The organism is Pedobacter sp. GR22-6 (assembly GCF_037402555.1).
In the GTDB taxonomy this organism is placed as follows: Bacteria; Bacteroidota; Bacteroidia; order Sphingobacteriales; family Sphingobacteriaceae; genus Pedobacter.
This window is the reverse complement of the sequence record NZ_JBBEUC010000002.1, coordinates 1,252,340-1,273,507: the sequence shown is the minus strand read 5'-3', so window position 1 is coordinate 1,273,507 and position 21,168 is coordinate 1,252,340. Positions and strand designations below refer to the sequence as shown.

Sequence of the window (21,168 nt, the reverse complement as noted above, 5' to 3'; positions counted from 1 at the left end):
ACTGCCCGTTAAACACAGGCTTAGTAAAGCTCTTTTTAAATAATGGATCATATTGCGAATTATTGTAAATATAGAATTTTAATTAAACTTTAGGTTCCCAGCCTGGCTCATAGCTACGTTTCCATAACTTTTGTGCCTGTGGATCATTGAGTATATGGCCATTCTTCGGATCCAGACGAAGTTCCCGCCCTACACGCCAGGCAATATTACTGAGCTGCATACCGATGATGCTTTTGTGGCCGATCTCCACGTCGCAGTTCGGCTTGCGGTTGTTGCGTATCGCATCCAGGAAATCAGCCACATGCAAGCCATCCATACTCAGGCTCACAGTGGCCGTATTACGGCCTTCCACTGGTTCTTCCTTGGTTTTCGGCGTTACATCCTTCAGCAATTTTCCTTTCAGGTCAAATACCTTATAAGCATCAGTCCCCGTGCTCAGGCTTCCGTTCTCACCATAAAAAATAATCCCACGCTCCTCACCTTCTATTTTTCGGCCGTTCGCATTGCTGCTTTCCCACATGATCATTTTCCTGTCGGGATATTCCAGCGTCACCACCTGTGTATCCGGTGTTTCCCAATCGTCCTTATACGCAAAACGTCCGCCTGATGAGCTTACTTTTACCGGATAATCCACACCCAGTCCCCAGCGTGCGATATCTACCTCATGTGTGCCATTGTTCAGTGCCTCGCCTGTTCCCCAGTGCCAAAACCAGTGCCAGTTGTAATGGATCAGTCCATCCTTATAAGCCAGGCGCGGCGCAGGGCCTTGCCAGAGGTCGTAATTTAGCTCAGCCGGCACAGTACCGGGTTTCAGGAAAGTGGGCTTACGGTCATTGGTATACCAGGTCTTGGCATAATAGACCCGGCCGATAATTCCCTCATGCAATTGCTGTATACCCTCAGTCAGTATCGGGGCCGAACGCCGCTGTGCGCCCATTTGCACCACCTTGTTGTATTTACGGGCCGCCGCAATGGCCAGTTCGCCTTCATGGGGGTTATGGCTCAAAGGCTTCTCTACATAGACGTGTTTCCCCGCCTGGCAGCCCATAACTGTAAGGGGTGCATGCCAATGGTCGGGCGTAGCAATATAGATGGCATCCACATTTTTATCCTGCATCACCTTGCGGCAATCGCCTTCGGTTTTGGGGACGTTTACTTGCTTATTGTCTGCAACAGATTTCAGTGCTTTGCCGAAGACGCGGGTGTCCACATCGCAAAGTGTAACGATCTCGGCGTCCTTTTGCTTAGCGAAGGTACCAGCCATGCTGGTACCTCGGCCATTCAAACCGATAATGGCCATATGAACACGTTCGTTGGCCCCAATAATATTGCGGTAGCTTTTTGCGCTCATACCAAACAAACTGTTGCTGGCCATGACTCCAGCCGATGCTATCGCCACTTTTTTAATAAAATCTCTTCTCTTTTCCATAAAATATATGTTTAATTCAATTAAAATCCGTCGTTTTGGGGATACTTAGGACCCGTAATAATTCGATCGATCTGACTTTGCGGTATAGGCCTTAAGGTATGCTTTTCCTGGATATTTACAGCCGCATCAGGGTTGTAAAGTTTCACGCGCTCCACAAGTTTGTTTGTTCTTACAAGATCCAGCCAGCGCGTCTGTTCTCCGCACAACTCACGGGCCCGCTCATCCAGCACATAGTCTAGCGTCATTTGTGCCGGTGTCACGGTCATCGCAGCCAGGTCGCCGTTGGGATAAGCAGCGCGCGCACGAACCACATTGACATATTTTGCCGCATTGATATTGTCATTCAGGTTCACTGCAGCTTCTGCAGCCAGCAGATAGGTTTCCGCAAGGCGATACACCATAATAGGTCTGACTGAAGCATCATTGATGCCAGCGCGCTTGGTATCCTGATATTTTGTCATTGTCGGAAACAACTGTAAGGTATATTTTCGCGGCGGAACTAATGAATAGCGGGTACTATTGATCTTGGCGTCCGTCACATCTACCCCTGGCATGAAAATAGCCGTATCGCCCAGAGCGTATTTAGGTACACCATTGACTTTTGGAATCTTTTCGGCTGAGTTAGACAGCCAGACCGTCTGGAAAGTTTTGTAATAACGGGTGTCATTGATTTTGTCGGCAAAACAAACATTTCCAAGCCAGTTGGTGAGTTGCACACGACCAAAGGGCCTTCCGTAAGCCATAGAGCGAACAAGACCAGGAAAATTTTCATACCCCATCACGTAATGGAAATTCAATTCATTGCTGATGGCATTATAAGTCAGGTTCGGGGTATGCTGAACGCTCCACAGAATTTCTTTACTGGCTTCATTGCCTTCTGCGAAGACAGCGCCAAAATCCGGCAGCAGCCCGAGGTTTAAAGTCGCTATCTTATCGATTAGTCCTTTTGCAGTATCATAAGCATTTTTAAAATCATCTGCTTGTTTCGCAGATGAATAAGCCCTGGTCAGGTAGACCTTAGCCAGCAGGTGCGATGCCGCAGCCGCGGTTGCCTTGCCCGGCAATACGCCGTTCAGGGTCGGGCTCGGAGGAAGGGCAGCAATCGCGTCTTTCAAATCCTGTACGATGAAATCGTAAACTTCCGCAATCGGCGATCTGCCTGCACTGGTACTGGGTTCGCTGATAAAATTTTTGTTCAGGGTTACAGGTCCGAAAAACCTGACGAGCAGGAAGTAGTAATTGGCACGGAGAAACTTGGCTTCTGCAACTTTCTGTTTAACGGTATTGGCATCAAGGCCGCTGACCGTCGCTCCGTTGTCTATGATGCCATTGCAGGTATTGATGAAGGTATAGCATGGATTCCAAACTCCCGATAAAAATCCACTGCTGGCGTCGTAGCTGCTCGAATAAATGTTAAAGCTGCTGTTGCCACCGCTTCCGGACTTGAATTCATCTGTTCCGGGTACCGTCATGGTCATGAAATTTTCTGATCCCCATAAATTACGGTTGCCCGCATAGGCCGCATCAAGTCCGGATTGAAAGCCCTGAGCGGTACTAAAGTATTGTGGTGTAAGCGAAGATTTTGGATCTTCTATCAATTGTTTATTGCAGCCTGGATTGGCGAAAGCGACTAAAGCAATAGCCAAAATGCGATATAGATATGAGCTCATGTGTCTTAATCAATTAAAATGTAACATTCAAACCAAACAATAGTGATTTAACCGGTGGGGTATCCACTCCAAGTGTACCTGCAGATTCAGGATCAGCCCCACTAAACCGGTTGTGCAAAGGAGAAAATAAGATGAACGCATCATTCAACGAAGTGTTCAGCCTCAAAGATTTTATTCCCATCTTCGATACCAGTCTCCCCGGGATGGTGTAGCCCAGACTGATGGTCCGGATCTTCAGATAGCTTGCATTATAATAGCCCAGCAAATCACCATAGGTTGGTGTGTTAGAACCAAAGATGGGTTTCGGATAGGTATTTTCACCATTGAACGGTGTCCAATAGTTAATGTTCAAATTGTTTATCTTCCCCGTCAGTGAATTCACATTGCTGCCGGGTTGCAGCCAGTAAGCGATCTGTGTGCCACCTACACGGTAAGATGCGACCACTGCCAGGTCTACGCCCCGGTAACTGAACCTATTTGTAAACCCGCCCAAAAACTTCGGCTGCCGGCTACCTACAACGATGCGGTCATTGGAATTGATCACGTTATCGCCGTTGACATCAGCCACTTTGATCGTACCTATAACCGACCCTATACCTGATAGGCTGAGGTTATACTTTTTCGCCAGGGCAGAATCTGCAGGGGTGTTTTGCCAGATACCCTGCCTGGAATAATTGTAAAGGGCATCAATTGGTTCACCTACAAAACGGTTATTGCCCACGTCCTGCGTTACGCCATTTTGCAGCGCTACAATCTTGTTACGGTTAAATGCAATATTGAAACTGCTCGTCCAGCTAAAATCACCCTCCGATTTTGATTTAATGTTTACTGTACTTACAGAAACCTCTAAACCCTTATTTTCCGTTTTACCGATATTGGCCAGGAACTGTGAGGTATAGCCGGTAGTGATCGGCAGATTTTGAGGAAGTATCAAATCATTGGTTTTTTGCTGATAAACATCCACCGTACCAGTGATCCTGTCTTTGAACAAACCGAAATCCAGCCCCATGTTCAACGATGCAGTATACTCCCATCCTAGTTTTGGATTAGGAACATTATTGGGGTAAGTACCGGTTACATAGGATGTTCCGTAATTGTAATTGATGATCCCCAGGCCACCTAGCGTCTGGTAAGGGCTAACCGCAGCATTACCCACTGTACCATAGCCCACACGAAGTTTTAAGCTGGATACAGCATTAACTGATTTCATGAAATTCTCCTCAGAGATGTTCCATCCCGCTGCTGCCGAAGGAAACAAATGGTATTTATTTCCCGGAGCCAGCGTAGATGAACCATCAGAGCGCATCGTTAGGGTGAGCAGGTATTTGCTTTTAAAGTTATAGTTTATACGGCCCATGAAAGAAACAATAGCGAACTTTGAGTAGTCTCCTGTACCTTTAAAATTGGCGCCCAGTTCGGGATTGTAATACTGTACATTATCGGCCAGAATATTGTTGTAGGTCAGGGTGGTACTGTACTTATTATCCTGCTGATAACTGAAAAGTCCGGTACCTGTAACATGGTGGTTTTTGGCAAATGTATTCTCATATACAACAAGGTTTTCCAGCGTAAAATTGCGGTAATCATAGTTGCTGTTCCTGCCGGTTGAAGGACCGCTTAAATTTTGGAAAGTGTTGCTGCTATAGAAATGCCCGTAAGTTTCAGGAGTCAGTTCCACACCACCGTTGAACCTATATTTGAGATGAGGCGTAAACTGTGCTTCGGCATAGGCGGTAGTGAACGTATTGTAGCGCGTCCGGTTCTGAACTACTGCACCCGGAATCAGGTTGGCAATCGGATTGTAAATCAAAGAGCCGCCACCAGGGAATGGAATCAGGTTGCCTGCCGCATCATAGGGAACGGTCAGGGGGCTCGATTGCAAAGCCTGCGATACCGGATTGATTCCTTCCCCGTTGATCCTGCTCACCGAGTTGATAGAGCTGATCCCTACTTTAAAGATTTTTCCCAATTGCTGATCCAGGCTTACTTTGAAACTGAAACGATGGAAAGAAAGTCCGGGGAATACACCGGTTTCACCAAAATATCCTGCCGAAATCGCATACTTGGTCTGCTCCGTACCACCAGATAAGCCCAATTGGTGATTGGTGCGCATCCCATTCTTAAAAATCAGGTTCTGCCAATTGGTATTGGTTCCATTCTGCAAGCCCTCAAGCTCAGCTGGCAAAAAAGTAGTTCCGTCAGTGTAAAACCCCGGATCATCTATGCCGGTATAGGGATTAGGTGCATTAATCACATTTGGATTGTTTGCATTGTAGCTTCCCCATTTTTTGTAGATCTGATACTCCTCAGGCTCCATCACATCATAATGACCGAGGGACTTCATCACCCCTGCATAGCTGCTATAGGTCAGGACAGCCGCACCTGTTTTACCACGTTTGGTCGAAATCAATATCACACCGTTTGCTCCTCTGGATCCATAGATCGCGGTGGCCGATGCATCCTTCAATACCTGTACAGAGACCACATCATCCTGGTTCAGATCGTTGATGTAAGTACCGTTAAAAGGGATCCCATCTACCACATAAAGCACATCATTACTGGCCCCACCTTGTAATGAACGCTGACCGCGAATAGATATAGCGGGTTTAGCCCCCGGGTGGCTATTGCCGCCACTTTTTTGAATGTCGAGACCTGGAGCCTGGGCTTGCAGCGCACTTAGCAGGTTGCTCACGGGTACACTTTTTAGTGCTTCTTCATTTATGGAAGCAATGGAGCCCGTCACATCTGCCTTTTTCTGCGAACCGTAACCCACTACCACTACATCATTCATGGTAGAGATCTGCTCCTTTAGGGTCACATCTATCTGCGTTCGGTTATTTACAGGTACTTCCTGCGTTTCGTACCCTACGGCCGAGAAGATAAGCGTTCGGCCACCATCCGGCAATTTTAAGGTATACTTACCGTTGGCATCACTGTAGGCACCGAGTGTAGTGCCTTTTACCCTGACCGTAATTTGGGGAAGGGGCGCTCCCTGAGCATCCCTGACCACACCTGTCACCACCATATCGGCAGTCTCCCGACCAACCACTGGATCTTTGCTTTTGATGACCACGGTCTTCTCATAAAGGGTATAAGTTAGGGGCTGATTGGCGAAACATTTGTCCAAAAAATCTGACAGTTCTACCTTGTTCACTGAAATGCTGATCAATTCGCTTTTGCTGATCATCGTCGAATTGTACAGAAAATCATAGCCGGTTTGTTTCTGAAGTATTTCAAAAATTTGAAATAATGAGGTATTTTTCACAGATAGACTTACCTGCTGGGCATAGCTTGAGGCATTGACCTGCAGTATAGTAGCCAGTAAAATTGAAATCGTAAGCTTCACTCTCAAACCGATTTTTGATGACATACAGGATTCAGACCTGCATGAAAATGCGTGTAAAAATTTATACATTTGGTTTTGGGTTAATTTATAGTTGATCGTTTCAAGGATTGTATAAGTTGCTCAAAGCCTATTTGGCTGAAACCGGCGGCGCTCCAACGCTTCCGGTTTTTTTTATTTTGGCAACCGTTTCATAATGTGCAGAACTATGGCATAACGGTGACCCTCCTTCCATCGATTTTAAAATGAACAGTTCCGGTTAATTCCAGTGTGGTCAGCAACTGGGAAATGTCCTTAAATCTGGCTACTGTACCACCGAAATTCTTATATTTCAGATTGCCTTTATAGCTGATGTCCACATCATACCAGCGCGCTACCTTGCGCATAATGGTTTCAATGTTCTCGTCATCAAATTTGAAAAAACCATTTTTCCAGGCGATTACATTTTCTGTATTTACGGTGCGTACGCTAAAGTCTGATGCACCATTCGCGAGCAGGCCCTGCTGGTTCGGGATCAGCACCTTACTGTTGCCGTTTTTAGTCAGCTTCACCGAGCCCTCTAGCAAAGTAGTTTCTATCGTTTGCTCATCATCATAAGCCATGACATTGAAATGAGTTCCCAACACCTCCACTTTCATGCCCTTGAGCACTACGTTAAAAGGCTTTTCTTTATTCTTTGCAACCTGAAAATAAGCCTCTCCGGTCAGTTCTACGCTACGTTCCTTACCTGTGAAGGTAGTCGGATACTTTAAGGATGAACCCGCATTGAGCCATACCTTGGTGCCATCGCCCAGCGTCAGTTCATATTGACCGCCACGCGGCGTTTCTATCGTATTGTAAATCAAGGCATTTTTATCCGGCGTATCCGTATTGGTCCCATAGATCAATTTGCCATCAGCAGTTTTGCTCACTATGGAGGCTCCCTCGCGGGATATCATCCCCGTTTGGGTACCATCAAGGTCTAATTTTTTACCATTGGCTAGCGTCAGAATGGCCCGGTTGCGGCCAGGTGAAATGGAGGATTTGACCTGAGCGGTATGATCCTGATTGCGCTGCTGATTTGTTGTATACTTCCAGAGCGATATACCAACGGCAAGGAATAGCAATACAGATGCCGCGGCGAGCCAATAGCGGAAATTACTGCCGCGCCTTCTGCCTTCGGCCGATATCTGTGACCTTAGCTTTTCAAGGATCTGCTGTTTTACTGCGTCGGAACTGCCCATGCCTGCCGACCAGGGTTTGACAGTCAGCTGGAAATCATCCTGGTAATTTTCCAGCTGTGCCAACTCTTCAGGACTGCAATTTCCCGACTCGAATTTCTCGAAAAGCGCTATATACTGCTCTTTGGTCATATTTGGTTTGGTTATACGTCAATCCAGCATTGCAGTGTCCCGCATGATCAGGCTCGACTAATACTATAGAGACATTTTTCTATCCCGAACTCACATGACTATTTATTTTTTTTGAGATTATTTAATAGTTGCCTGTTTTTCAGGATTTAAAAAGAGTATAAATTTTAACGGATTTTTTTTGTTAATTAGCCTGACCATTTATATGCTTGATAGAAATACCTCCGATGATGAACTATGGGAAGCCATAAAGGATGGAAATGTCCGTTCTTTCGAGCTGCTTTTCGATCGCTATTGGCAGGCAGTATATACTACGGCCTTTTCTTTTCTAAACGATGCAGAATCGGCAGCTGAAATTGCCAACGATACTTTCCTAAATATCTGGAGAAAGAAGGAAACACTAACCATTGGCGCTTTCAAAAATTACCTGACCACCAGTGCCCGTTACCATACCTATAAAGTACTAAAGGCCAAGAAAAAGCTGCGCCTGTCTTATGTGGAAAATTACGATCAAGTCCCTGCTTCCCTGATAGCCGTGCAAAATGAAGCTGAAGAAAAGATCAGGTGCCTGAACATACAGGAAGATATAGAGCGTGCTCTAATTGAGCTGCCCAAGCGTTGCCGGGAAATTTTTCTTTTAAGCAGGATCGGAAACCTCAGCAACGGCGAAATCGCAGAAAAGCTGTCTATATCCAAACGAACAGTAGAAAACCAAATTAGTATTGCCCAAAAATACCTGGAGCACAACATGAAAAACATTGCACTCACATTGCTGCTTATTGGTATTTTGAAGTAGCTATTCAGCCATCAATGGCTGAATTGTAGGTTGCTTAGGCTGATTTGTTCGGCTTGTCCACTTGGAAACTTAATAAAGATATCATGCTGACCGCTTATTTTTTTCAGCGGGGCACTTAGTTTTTGCCATTTCCCGCCGCTAGACCGGAAAGGGATTCTGGCGATCAACTTACCGCTTTGCAAATCATCCATCCAGATCTCTAGCACACCTGAAGATTTTGCGGAAGCCAGGAGCTGAACTCCTGCCGGCGATTGCTGACCGAGTTCTACGCCCGACAACATCAACCAGCCGCCTTTTGAACTGGTATTGGTGACTATTTTCCCCTGCTCAGCATTTAATGTTTTGAGGCCGAACTGGTTGCTGTAGCCGGCTAAGGGCAAAGCTGAACGACCATCCTTGGAGATAAAAAAGTCGAAGTCTGCAGGCTTTCCTTCAGCAAAAAGTCCTACGCTGGTACCTACCCAGGAATTGAAATTTGCTTGCCCCTTGTCCAGTTCAGCGCAACTGATTGGGTCACCAACTGATTTCCATAACTTCCCATCTTTGCTAAAAAAGCCCTGAAGCATATGTTCAGCTCGTACTAACTTCAGCCAAAGCAAATCACCAAATGGATTCTCTGCCATCCTCAGGGTATTGCCCAATTGCAAAACAACCTTCTTTCCCTTATCAAAACCTGAATACAGTTTTACAGTCAACTCTTGATTACCATTGGTCAGATAGATACCCGCTGCCTGGGCTTTACTGCCCGAATTGAAATCTAACCTGCTTACTGCTGTGTAATAATGATCCGTTTCTTTCTGTACCACGTGCGTGAGGCCAGTGTCCGGTGACAACCTCATCCATCCCTTACGCTGGCCAAGCGCATATTGTCCTGCAGATTTTTTGTTTAGAAAATGCCAGCATAAGCCCAGCAGATCATCGTCAAAATAATCGGTTTTAACACTTCGCCAGGAAATGCCGGATTGAGGCAAGTTGGGTTTCAATACCGGAGCAGTGGTCGGCGCCATCCCCCAGGGCCTGTCCCCTTCCCAGATTACCGGGTATAGGGAAGTTTGGCGGCCCATCCCCGACCAATCGTCCTTATCGTATTTTTCATAGCTCTGTCCAATCGTCCACCAGCTGCCATCAGACAACATGACCGGCGCCGCAATGTGATTGGGGCGCCTAAAACCAACTTTGGGGTCAGTAATGGGTTTGAAAAAATGGCCTAATCTTTCCCATTTGGTCGAATCGCTGGTTAAGGCGGTCGTGCGAAGCACGTACTGTCCGCCCGAAACATCCCCGGCCGGGAAATAATAGTAATAGCCATTTCGCTTACACATGACCGGCCCCTCAGCCCAACTGTACTGAAGCTTTCCGTTGATCCAGTCGAGGTTAATCACCTCGCCTGTCAACTGCCCATCTTTACCAAGCTCTTGCAGCCTGTTGACCTTCTGTCCGTTTTTGATGACCATATATGGTTTCCCATCGTCATCCACGAAGATGGAATTGTCGTAGCCCAGACTGCCGGTTTGCGGGTTGCTTTTCACCTTAACCGGTTTTGACCATGGTCCCTTTGGCGAATCGGCTTTACAAAACCACTGCCCGCCGGCAGAAAAATAGATCCAGTACGATCCGTAGAAATAAGTTATCGCACCCTGCCAGATGCCGGCTGAAGGCTTGTCGCTTACCCATTCTGCATTATCTTTAGTCAGCACCCTTGCAATAAGCTCCCAATGCACCAGATCTTTGGAATGGTAAATCGGCATATAGGGATTGAAATGAAAAGTAGAACCACAATGGTAAAAATCATCCCCCACTTTTAAAAGCGTAGGATCAGGATGATCACCCGGTAGCACCGGATTCAAGTAGGTTTGAACGGAGTTGTAAGATAAGGCAGAATCAACCGAAGAACCCTCATTTTGCTGAGGAAGACGGAAGAAATCAAAATCGGCATAGCCGCCCGGGGATTGTGTTGCATAGTTGAATAAAGCAAAGCGGTAACCCATAAAGTGCGGTATGGTGTATTCCATGTGTAGGGCTGAACCAATTGACTTCCAGATCTTTCCATCCAGACTGTAATTGAATTTCCCCTCATCTTTTCTGTCTTTAAAATCGGCATCCACACGCAGGTAGACTGTATTTTGTGAGAGCGGTATCATGGCCTGTTCATCCGCAGCACCTGTAATTGTTGTGCAAATGAATTTCGCACCATTTACCTTTTTTACCCCTACCCAGCCATATTTCTTTTGCAATAAAGCCAAACCCGCGACATCCCCGTCTTTCATGCCTTTCACATCTATCATCGTGCTTGCGGAAGACTGCGGTCCAAAAGTCCGCTGGCTCAAGGTATTGCGGGCATCCAGTAAGTTCGAAGCCAGCTGACCGGTAGTCAGCCGCAAAAATCCGGGACGCTGGCTGACAGACCAACGCTCATTATCGGGGTTATGGTTCCACTGCCACTCCAGGGGGAGTTTGGCCGCACCTGGCTTCCTTACAAATTCATCTGCCGCCACAATGCCTGGGATTGGCCCTTTGGCTGCGGGCAGGTCCAATTCATCAGGAACCCTGTTCTCTTTGCCTATCACTGGCCAACCATCTTTCCAGGTTAGCGGAACCAGATAAGGGATGCGGCCCACCGCACCAAAGTCGCGGAACAGATAAGCATACCAGGAACCCTCGGGTGTTTGAATGATTCCACCCTGAGCCACACCTTTGTCCTGCAAGGCGATCCGCCCTTCGTATGGTCCTTTCAGCTGTTCCGAACGGTGAACAAGTACCGTTCGCATCCCTCCTTTCGGCCAGGAGATGTTGAACAGGTAGTATTTTCCATTTACCTTAAACAGCTGTGAACCTTCGGCTGGCAAGCCACCGGCAGATCCGGATACCAGGCTCGCATTTTCAATCAGCACCTGAGGCTGCGCATTGGCCTGCAGGCCTGAAAGATCTGAATTCAGTTCTACGATCATGATCCGGCCCCCACCATAAACCATATAGGCCTTGCCATCATCGTCAAAGAACAGCGAGTGGTCATGCAATGCCGGGCTGAAAGAATTGGACTTCCAGGGCCCTTTTTCAATGTCCCTGGTGCTAAAGATATAAGTCTTGCCTGTGGTCGAGGAGAAGGTAGATACGTAGAATACTCCCTTATGGTAACGCAGACTGCTGGCCCAGGAGCCACTTCCATACGCATTTTTTCCGCCCTTTAGGTCCAGTTCGTCCCGATCACCAAGGCTATCGTAAGCATAACCAACCAGCTCCCAGTTGACCATGTCTTTCGACTTCATGATGGGCAGACCAGGACTCAAATGCATGGTGGTGCTGCTCATGTAATACGTTTCCCCTACCCTGATCATGGAGATGTCCGGCACGTCCGCAAAAATAACCGGGTTACGCGCGGTTTGCGCCTGAGCTAAAGGAGGAAGCAATACTGCTGTAAACAAGAAGAGCCTCGTCAAAAGCCAGAGGCTATTTGCCGACTTGCGACCAGATTTCATATGGATTGAATTATTTTCCCCCTAATGTAACAAACTATCATTAGACGTCAAACAAACGTTTATTATTTTATGGCAATGAATTTAAAAGCTCAAAGCCTGAAGCTTCCTACAGGCGCTTAAACAAAATACGATCACCTTACGTTATGTGTTTATGAATAAAATTGGCTTTTTGATGCTAACCGTGGTCGTAGCCGCCCTGGTCAGCTTTGGCACTTTCAAAATAATGCTGAATGGCTTGTCCCCGACTGAAAAAAACGAATCCAAAAACTTTTTTGACCTGGGAGCCGGCAATAAGTCGACGCAGGCAAATGCCGAAAGACCGGAATTTGTGACTGCTGCGGAACTGGTCATCCAGTCCATTGTACACATCAAAGTGCAGGTCGATAGAAGCCCTGCCGAATCAGCCATTTACCCTCCTTTTTATGGTGAATACAGACGGCCGGCACCAGTACTGGGCTCAGGATCCGGCGTCATTTACAGTAGCGACGGCTATATCATCACCAATAACCATGTGATAGATGGCGCCATTGCAATCCAGGTTATCCTTACTGACAAAAGAATTTTTGAAGCAAAACTCGTTGGCGCAGATCCAAATACAGATTTGGCCGTTCTTAAGATTGATGTAAAGGGACTTAAGCCAATCCAAACCGGCAATTCAGATGCAGTGCGCGTGGGCGACTGGGTACTGGCTGCAGGCTATCCTTTTTCACTAAACACCACTGTTACAGCGGGAATTGTCAGTGCAACAGGTAGAAATATCGGCATCATTGGTCAGCAGGATGGTCAGGAAGTGAATAATTCCGGTGTCATGGGTTCAGCGGTGGAAGCCTTTATTCAGACCGATGCAGCCATCAATCCCGGAAACAGTGGCGGAGCCCTGGTCAATACCAACGGCCAGCTCATTGGTATCAATGCGGCCATTGCCTCGCAGAGTGGCAGCTACGAAGGCTACGGATTTGCCATACCGGTAAATCTGACTACTAAGATAGTAAAGGACCTCATTAAGTATGGGGAAGTCAAACGCGGCTTACTCGGGGTTAATTTTCCATCACCCGCCACTGAAGACCAATTCCTGATGGCCCAGGGAATCAAACCAGGCAGCATTCAGGGCGCATATATTGCCGACGTCCAACCGAATAGCGCTGCTGGAAAAGCAGGGCTCCAGGCCGGAGACATCATACAAGCCATAGATGAGTCCAAAGTAAACTCATCTGTGGCGCTGTCAGAGCGCATCGCCAGGCATCATCCCGGAGATAAAATCAAACTACAATACAAGCGCCGGTCGCAGACGCTGAGCACTGAAGTGGTATTACAAGCACAAAGTCCCGCTCCTAAAGCAAGTCAGCGTGGAGCAGAAGAAATTGCAAGAAATCTGGGCGCCACCTTCGCACCGCTGTCTGAGGAGTTCAAACAGCGATATGGCATGAGTTACGGTCTGGCAATCACGGCCGTCAGCAGAGGCGGTCTATTTGCACAGATTGGACTACAAAGGGGCGGTATCCTACTGACCATTAATGGCAACCGGATTTCCAGCGTGGGCGACATCAGCGACACCTTTCAATCTGCTACCAATGGTATCTTAAGATTTGAATGCCTGAGTGCCGATGGTTCGAGATTGGTTTTCAACCTCTCGTTTGGGGCCTGATCATACCATGAGGGCTCAGTTGAGTTCCTCTTATGATGAAATCCACGCGGCCCGCAAACATTTGCAGCAGGGGATTGTTCCAACATCGGTCTTTTAAGAAAACAACTATATTAACGTGGACAACTACAAACGAATTGCCCTATTGGGTGGAGGGCCAAGTGCACTCTTTATGTTCAAAAGATTGGTGGAATCCGGATTAACGGGATTAGAAATTCAGATCTTTGAACGAAAAAAGAAACTGGGCGAAGGCATGCCTTACAGCGCTGAAGGCGCCAATGATGAGCACATCACCAATGTATCCAGCAATGAAATTCCGGAACTGGTCAGCTCCCTGGCAGACTGGGTTCAAACTGTCCCTAAAGATACCCTGGACAAATTCCACATCGACCCCAACCGGTTCAATGAATACAAAGTATTGCCCCGCTTGTTGTTCGGTCAGTACCTGTCCGACCAGTTCAGCCTGCTGCAACAGCAGGCAAAGCAAAAAGGCATTGCTTTCCAGGTGCATTACAATAGCAACGTTACGGATGTCATCGACCAGCCCGGCACGCAAAGCGTAACCGTAGAGGTCAATGGCCAGGATAAATATGAATTTGATCACGTGATCATCTGCACCGGGCACAACTGGCCTCACCGCCATGAAGGGAAAGTTCCTGGTTATTTTGATGCGCCCTACCCGCCAGCTAAGCTCGCCTTACAGCTGGATCATCCGGTAGCGATTAAGGGCTCTTCCCTTACCGCGGTAGACGCCATCAGGACATTGTCCCGCCACAATGGCTATTTTGAAAAAGATGCCAATGGTCAGCTCCAGTATCGCTTGAAAGACGAAAGTCAAAATTTCAAACTGGTCCTCCATACCCGCAATGGCATGTTGCCTGCCGTACGTTTTCACCTAGAAGACTCACACCTGGGCAATGATGCCCTGCTGACCGAATCCGAAATCAAACAGCATATCGAAGACAACGGAGGCTTTCTTTCTTTAGATTATGTATTTGAGCAGGATTTTAAGTTGCCCATCAAAGCGAAGGAACCTGCGTTTTATGAAAAGATCAAGGACATGAACCTGGAAGCGTTCGTAGAAGCCATGATGGAGCTTCGGGAAGAGCTGGATCCTTTCCTATTGCTCAAAGCAGAATATGCGGAAGCAGAAAAGTCCATCGAGCGACGTAAATCGGTCTACTGGAAAGAGATGCTGGGCGTACTGAGTTTTGCATTGAACTACCCGGCCAAATATCTATCCGCTGAAGACATGCAGCGCCTGCAAAATTCCCTGAGCCCCCTGATCTCCATAGTCATTGCCTATATCCCTCAAAGTTCCAGTGAAGAAATGCTGGCCTTACACCAGGCTGGCGTACTCAGCCTGATCACTGTGGGAGATCAAAGCCGTGTGGAGGCCAATCCCGGGGGCGGCGCAATTTATCATTATCAGGACGAGCAGCAGCAGGACCTTGCAGTTCATTACCAGACGTATATTGACTGTGTTGGCCAGCCTCACCTCGATTACGAAGACTTCCCCTTCAAATCTTTAGTAGCAAAACAAACCGTAAGCCCGGCAAAGCTCAGGTTCCGCGCTGCAGCAGCGGCAGAAAGCGCCTTAGCACAGGGAAAACCGGTCAGTGTTAGTACGGAGGGCAGCTATTATTTAAAAGTATCGGGTATTGCCATCAATGATCATTTCCAGGTGATCGATCAGTATGGCGCATTCAATGACCGCATATACATGATGGCCGTGCCCTATATTGGTGGTTTTAACCCAGACTATTCCGGGCTAGACTTCTCTGAAGCCGCTTCCGGTGCCATCATCAAACGACTGATGGCCGACTGAAAATTTAGGCTTAGCAGCCGGAAATGTTTGACCCAAAAATTTTAAAAAACACTTAAAAAACACAAAGAATGGCATGATTGCTGTATACAGTGAACTACCAGCAAATCAATTTACTATGGAACGCTTTACCAGTTTTCAATGCCACTCTTATTTAGATAACAATTCAGTATGTATCCTTGAAGTCAGTATTCCTGATGACAGAAATGGGTATCCAACCAGGGATTTCCACTGGTTTCTTTTTCAAAAGACTTCGCTCACCTTCCAGGAAATGCAGTTAAAGTCAGCAGACGCATCCAGCTCGGTTCAGGAACGTTTCTTTGATTTGGGGTACCTGAAATACAAAGGTGATGAAGGTGTGTTCATCGTTCAGCAGCAGCCAGTAATCCATCCGCTCAGACTTATAGAATCCAAACAGGTCCCGGATACTTATTTAACCGTAGTCAGAGATCACCTTTTGAAAGTAACAGCATAGTTACCAGTGCCTTATATATCAATCGAGATAACATAGTGATTCTTCTTTCTACTTTATTGAGTTTCTCTTCAAATACTTTGGTGTTCATCTGATCGTCGAAGCGGACACGGTAAGCGGTATCTGCGGATATGCTAATCCCCTTCTATCACCTGGTCTTTCCTCCCTCAAGAAATTCGAGCACAATTTTATTGAAAACATTCGGATTTTTCAGTGGCACATAATGGTCTCCGCCCTTTATGATCTCCAATTGGGCATTCTCTAAACTGGAATGAATCAACAAGGTATGCTCCCTTTTAATTACGTCTGATTCCCCTGCCATAACCAATACGGGACTCGAAATAGACTTTAAGTCTTTAGCATCTATATGCGGTTCTTTGAGTACAAGCTCGGTCAGGCGCAACTGGTTTTGGGATGTGGGATCCTGGTGCTTCATCAAACTATCCCGGCGATTCTCGAATAACCGGGCAATGTCCTGTTCTATAGCCCCAGGTCCGGGAAACAGATTGGCTCCCATAAGCACCATTTTATCAACCCTTTCAGGATGATTTAAAGCAAAAACCATTGCGGTATTCCCGCCATCGCTCCAACCCAGCAAACTTGCCTTCCTGATGGACAGCGCATCCATTACCGCAGAAAGGTCTTCAGCAAACTGTTTGTAGGTGTATGGGGCAACACTCAGGTTGATACTGTTGCCCTGTCCGCGCGTGTCCAGCGCAATTACCTTGAACCGTCTCGACAAGGACCCGATCTGTTCCCTGAAAGAATTGATGGATTCGTTATTCCCGTGCAGCAAAAACAGCGGTTTGCCCTTACCGTAGGTTTCATAGTATATGGTCCCCTGCGCAACTTTGATCCGCTTTCCATTGTTGCTGCCATACATCAGGCTAGATAAAGTAGCATTTTCGGCTACGATCTCCGCCTCGTTATCCGCTATTGCCAGGTTCTTGCCATCCTTTATGGAAGATGCTTCTATGGCAATCAGCAAATAAGAAGCAGAAACCTTTTGCCATTCTGCCTCTCCTTTCATCCGAAACAAGCTGGACCTCAAGGGCCCTGGAAAGGAAGGTATAAAAAATGCCTGCTTTGTGCTGTCCCCTTCCAAAGGTTCCAAATCCAGAACAGCCAAAGAAACAGCTATTTCCTTGCGCCCTTTTATATGAATTTGATAGGGGCGCAAGTCTAAGCTTTCGCCACGTGGCATGCCAATCTCGGTTGTCCCCATTACATCAAACACGATATCCTTTGCGAGTATGGACTGATCCGGAAGCCCCTGCTTTACACTATAAATGTTCATCCGGAGCTTGATCTTTTTGAATGCCCTCTTGTTAATCTCGAAACTCATCTTTCTCAAAAAAACATTTTGGTCAATCTTGAGAATAGTAGCCTGTTCGCGTCCCTTCTCATCGCTATGTTTTGGTATACTTTTGTACATTGATGGAAAGAAAATCAGACTGGCGCTAGACCGGCCATATTTTCTGATCCGGCCAGGTCGTGCTTTGATGTTCACCGTTTCAAGCAGCTGTGGCGACTCGGAAAGTTTAACTGTTTTCTCCATTTTCAGAAAATCGTCCCAGGCCATCTTTACGGTATGGTAACCAATAGCCGAAAAGATAATAGAATCCCTATCCGTAATATCTGTTTTATTGTAAGAGAGCGAATACCTTCCCAGAGAATCGGAAACTGTGCCGAAAGGCTTGTTCTTGATTCCGATACTTACATATGGCAAAGCTGACGTTGTACGAGCGCTGATAGTCACACCCTTTAAAATTACGGATTGGGCATTAGCACTCATACCTTGACTGATGAGTAGTGTGATAAAAAGCATTAAAAGCCTATGCACTTGCAGAAATGAGATGATGGGTTGAAGCATGATGGACAAGGATAATGGCCAAATATAAAATTCAGGTAAATAGAAGACCAGAAATTAACTTTATTTAACATCGAAGGCCAATCAGGCTCATACATCAACAAACCTTATCATTATAGCACAGGCTTTTTGCTTAAAACATAGAAATTCATGTCGCGGCGAATCGCAAAGCCCATGCTCTTGTACAATTCTACGGCCCTGGTATTATCGGATCTTACATGCAGGTAAGCTGTATCTCCCGTGGCGAGAATGTCCCGCAGCACTGCATTTACCACCTTGCGCGCATAGCCCTTGCCGCTGTGGTCTGGGTGGCTACAAACCGCGCTGATCTCTACAAAGCCTGGCGACTTCAGGCGCTGCCCTGCCATAGCTACCAGCACACCCTCCTGGAATATCCCGAGATAACCGCCGAAAGCAATTGTACGCTCGGTAAAGGGACCAGGCTGGGCGAGTTGGGTCAAAGCCAGCATCCCGGGGATATTATTTTCATCCAGCCGAACCACATTGCTATCCGGATCCAGATCCGGGAGCTCAGCCTCAAAGACCATTTGATACCCCGAAACTTTCAGGACATGCTCAAAAGGGAGCGTATCCAATTCTTGCTTCGGAGAAAAAAGCACCACAGTACGTCCTTCTTCTACCAGCTCGTATAAGGTCTGGAAATTTTCAGGTGTATCAGAGGCAAGCCCTGCGAAGGGAGCTACATCGGCATCGAAAATCATTACCTGATCGCTGCCAGTGCCAAGCGCAGCATTATCAGACACCAGTGCAGACCAGATCGGGTTGGTTAAAATTTGCTCGTCATTCATTGACGCAAATATAACAGCCTCGATTCATTATGAAACATTTCTTGCAGATACGTGTGACGTTTCCGGCGTCTATCTCGTTTCCAGTATAAAATTTCATTACATTTGGGCATACTCACCATCCCATGCTGCCACAACTGCCCTTGTACCTGCCCATTGCTTTCATCCTCAGCACAGCATTGGCCTTGGGAATCGTCATACTACTGATCAATACCAGCTCAAAACCAGTCGACAGAAAAACGGCCGGACAAATCATAGCCATCATCACAGCCTGGTTGGTGCTGCAGGCTGCCCTCAGCCTCCTCAGTGTTTATAGTGATGCGCCGGAAACTATACCACCAAGAATCATCCTTCTGGGCGTTATGCCGGCCCTCATCTCCATCTTATTCCTGTTTAATACACGAAAAGGCAAGCTATTTATCGACCGAATGTCTATGCAAATGCTTACTTACGTACACCTGATCCGGATTCCTGTAGAGCTTGTCCTGTACGCTTTGTTCTTAAACGGCGCCGTTCCCGAACTGATGACTTTTGAAGGCCGAAACCTGGACATACTGGCTGGCATCACCGCACCTATCGTTGGCTTTTTCGGAATTGCACAAAGCAAAATGGGAAAAACCTCCCTGCTGCTATGGAACTTTGTCTGTCTCGCACTATTGCTCAACATTGTGGTAACCGCCATATTATCCGCACCATCACCATTTCAGCAATTCGCGTTCGAGCAGCCCAATATCGCCATCCTTTATTTCCCATTCAGCTGGCTACCGGCTTTTATTGTCCCGCTGGTATTATTTTCGCACCTTGCGGCTATCAGAAAACTAGTCACGCATCCATGAAAACACATGCATTTGTTTTACTTTCAGTAGTGTTATTGAGCAGTTGTTCTCATTACGTCGTGAATGATGACGGATATATCCGACCACCAGCAGGCTACAAATTCAGCTACCGGAAAAAAGCTACCAAGCTCAGCTCTACTGAAATCATAGATACTACTGCCTACATCAGGTTTTATGCCGATAGCAGATTCAAACTCCAGGGGGATCAAAAAAGGCTTGAAGCTCGAAGATTTACGGCTAACCGAGCCCTGTTCGATAAGGCTGGCACAAACCTTCCTTAAACTTAGGTGTTCCCTAGCTCTCCATTTGGTGACCTATTGGTGTATACACGAACCAGAGACCTAACTAAGACCTACCTAAGAGGGAGGCAAGACCAAGTTGTCTGCACCAGTACCCGAAGGTCAATCAGGCTCATACATCAACGTACTCGATCGTAATCAGCTCATCAAAGCTGCGCACGGTCCGACATTTGGTGTTTGCTTCATATTCATTTTTTGTTTCGATGACGACGGTATGGTTATCCTTCCAATAAGCGTTGATCGGCAGGCTCGCTCCCCTTGCAGCATATATGGCGCCAGCTCCTCCGGCCAGTGAGATACTCACTGAGGTAAGCGCCCTATCTCCTATAACAGTTGTCTGAGTGATAATTCGACTAATACCATTGGGTGCCAATGCTTCAGCCAATACATTATTATGAGGTTGGAATTCTGCAAACTCTGCTTCAGTAAGCCTCCTGCTTGTACCCTCTGTCTCGACGATTACGCTACTTTCAGTATTCGGCGGAGGTGGCAACACCTCAACTTCAACTGCCACATGCCCCACTTCGGCTGAAACAGATTCATCTGATAACGCTGTAGGTTACTGTTCTATCACAAGAGAGCATTAGGTTTCTGTATTTTGATCCCCTAACTTAAAAATCATAAACAGTCACATCTATACCCTTCCCTATTAACGTGGTTTCTATCAAAGGTTCTATTTTGTCCCAAGTCCCGCCAGCTAATCCACATCCGATTCTCGGCATATGAACGGTTGCAATATTATCTACTGCGAATTGCGCCACTTTCTCTAGCCCAGACAATACCGATTCATACCTAATTGGTGCATTACCATTTTCGTCCCTATATATCTTATGCTGCCCAATTAGATTGGCAACCCACAGCCCCTCCTCTACCTGCACAAATTGAACTTGACCCAAACTAAAGTTGTCTTTTGACTTGTACCAGGCTTTATATTGCAGTTCCGGGGCTTTCCAACGCTTTGAAAGTGCCATTACAAATCCCTTACCCCAGGCTCCAATGTCATTGCAAATGTGTACGATTATGCGATTGCCTTCAACTGCAGGATTAGTTGCATCACCGTTGATGTAAGTTATTTCTGCCATGTGATAAAACTACTGATTTCTATCTAACCACTCTAAGATAGGGCTGGTATAAACCCATATCCTGTCAGCCATCCCCCTACTTACAATGCTATTGAATGGTTGGGTAAGTCTGAAGACTTAACCCAATGAAGCAATGAAAGATGCTGCAAAGACTTTAAACCGGCTGAAGCAGGACAAGACAAGTTAACTTATAATTAACGCCCATAACGCGGCTATTCTGCGGATATTCTGCGGACATTGTGCGGACTAAGCCGATCAGCAACCGGAAAACAA

At 46.7% G+C, this 21,168-nt stretch carries 15 protein-coding genes; 6 read left to right on the top strand and 9 right to left on the bottom strand.

The features are described from left to right. Nucleotides 1–82: 82 nt before the first annotated feature. The 4 genes from WAE59_RS13075 to WAE59_RS13060 all read right to left on the bottom strand — a co-directional run bounded on the left by WAE59_RS13075 (nt 83) and on the right by WAE59_RS13060 (nt 7,794). Entirely contained in the window at nt 83–1,429 is a 1,347-nt protein-coding gene (locus WAE59_RS13075) for a Gfo/Idh/MocA family protein (RefSeq protein WP_337856414.1), read from the bottom strand. Between the two features lie 20 nt (nt 1,430–1,449). Next, the gene (locus tag WAE59_RS13070) at nt 1,450–3,099 is read right to left on the bottom strand and encodes a RagB/SusD family nutrient uptake outer membrane protein (protein WP_337856413.1); all 1,650 of its coding nucleotides are present in this window, start codon (nt 3,097–3,099) and stop codon (nt 1,450–1,452) included. A 13-nt stretch (nt 3,100–3,112) separates the two neighbouring features. Next, the gene (locus WAE59_RS13065) at nt 3,113–6,469 is read right to left on the bottom strand and encodes a TonB-dependent receptor (protein WP_337856412.1); all 3,357 of its coding nucleotides are present in this window, start codon (nt 6,467–6,469) and stop codon (nt 3,113–3,115) included. A gap of 179 nt (nt 6,470–6,648) precedes the next feature. Next, nucleotides 6,649–7,794, bottom strand: coding sequence for a FecR family protein (locus WAE59_RS13060; protein ID WP_337856411.1), 1,146 nt, complete (start codon nt 7,792–7,794; stop codon nt 6,649–6,651). A gap of 202 nt (nt 7,795–7,996) precedes the next feature. Here WAE59_RS13060 and WAE59_RS13055 point away from each other — a divergent pair, with 202 nt between their 5' ends. Further along, nucleotides 7,997–8,587: an RNA polymerase sigma factor gene (locus tag WAE59_RS13055; protein ID WP_337856410.1), complete on the top strand. Its 591-nt coding sequence runs from the start codon at nt 7,997–7,999 to the stop codon at nt 8,585–8,587. A gap of 11 nt (nt 8,588–8,598) precedes the next feature. Here WAE59_RS13055 and WAE59_RS13050 read toward each other — a convergent pair whose 3' ends face one another. Continuing rightward, nucleotides 8,599–12,063 carry a family 43 glycosylhydrolase gene (locus WAE59_RS13050; RefSeq protein WP_337856409.1) on the bottom strand — a complete coding sequence of 1,155 codons (3,465 nt, stop codon included), beginning with the start codon at nt 12,061–12,063 and terminating at the stop codon, nt 8,599–8,601. A 151-nt stretch (nt 12,064–12,214) separates the two neighbouring features. On the opposite strand from WAE59_RS13050, the gene WAE59_RS13045 reads away from it, so the two are divergent. The 3 genes from WAE59_RS13045 (at nt 12,215) to WAE59_RS13035 (ending at nt 16,005) form a co-directional block, all read left to right on the top strand. Beyond that, on the top strand, nt 12,215–13,708 hold the full coding sequence (locus tag WAE59_RS13045) for a trypsin-like peptidase domain-containing protein (protein ID WP_337856408.1): 1,494 nt from the start codon (nt 12,215–12,217) through the stop codon (nt 13,706–13,708). Between the two features lie 115 nt (nt 13,709–13,823). Then, the gene (locus WAE59_RS13040) at nt 13,824–15,533 is read left to right on the top strand and encodes an FAD/NAD(P)-binding protein (protein WP_337856407.1); all 1,710 of its coding nucleotides are present in this window, start codon (nt 13,824–13,826) and stop codon (nt 15,531–15,533) included. Nucleotides 15,534–15,648: 115 nt separating this feature from the next. Further along, complete coding sequence (locus WAE59_RS13035; RefSeq protein WP_337856406.1) at nt 15,649–16,005, top strand: hypothetical protein; 357 nt, start codon at nt 15,649–15,651, stop codon at nt 16,003–16,005. Between the two features lie 145 nt (nt 16,006–16,150). Here WAE59_RS13035 and WAE59_RS13030 read toward each other — a convergent pair whose 3' ends face one another. Together WAE59_RS13030 and WAE59_RS13025 are read right to left on the bottom strand one after the other, a co-directional pair. Next, the gene (locus WAE59_RS13030; RefSeq protein ID WP_337856405.1) at nt 16,151–17,761 is read right to left on the bottom strand and encodes an alpha/beta fold hydrolase; all 1,611 of its coding nucleotides are present in this window, start codon (nt 17,759–17,761) and stop codon (nt 16,151–16,153) included. Between the two features lie 224 nt (nt 17,762–17,985). Beyond that, nucleotides 17,986–18,681: a GNAT family N-acetyltransferase gene (locus tag WAE59_RS13025; protein ID WP_337856404.1), complete on the bottom strand. Its 696-nt coding sequence runs from the start codon at nt 18,679–18,681 to the stop codon at nt 17,986–17,988. Nucleotides 18,682–18,803: 122 nt separating this feature from the next. Here WAE59_RS13025 and WAE59_RS13020 point away from each other — a divergent pair, with 122 nt between their 5' ends. Then, on the top strand, nt 18,804–19,514 hold the full coding sequence (locus WAE59_RS13020) for a hypothetical protein (RefSeq protein ID WP_337856403.1): 711 nt from the start codon (nt 18,804–18,806) through the stop codon (nt 19,512–19,514). Then, entirely contained in the window at nt 19,511–19,795 is a 285-nt protein-coding gene (locus tag WAE59_RS13015) for a hypothetical protein (protein ID WP_337856402.1), read from the top strand. Before WAE59_RS13020 ends, WAE59_RS13015 begins: the two co-directional genes overlap by 4 nt. A gap of 130 nt (nt 19,796–19,925) precedes the next feature. On the opposite strand, the gene WAE59_RS13010 is transcribed toward WAE59_RS13015, so the two are convergent. Together WAE59_RS13010 and WAE59_RS13005 are read right to left on the bottom strand one after the other, a co-directional pair. Then, the gene (locus WAE59_RS13010; RefSeq protein ID WP_337856401.1) at nt 19,926–20,306 is read right to left on the bottom strand and encodes a hypothetical protein; all 381 of its coding nucleotides are present in this window, start codon (nt 20,304–20,306) and stop codon (nt 19,926–19,928) included. A gap of 118 nt (nt 20,307–20,424) precedes the next feature. Beyond that, nucleotides 20,425–20,895, bottom strand: coding sequence for a macro domain-containing protein (locus WAE59_RS13005; RefSeq protein WP_337856400.1), 471 nt, complete (start codon nt 20,893–20,895; stop codon nt 20,425–20,427). Nucleotides 20,896–21,168 lie beyond the last annotated feature (273 nt).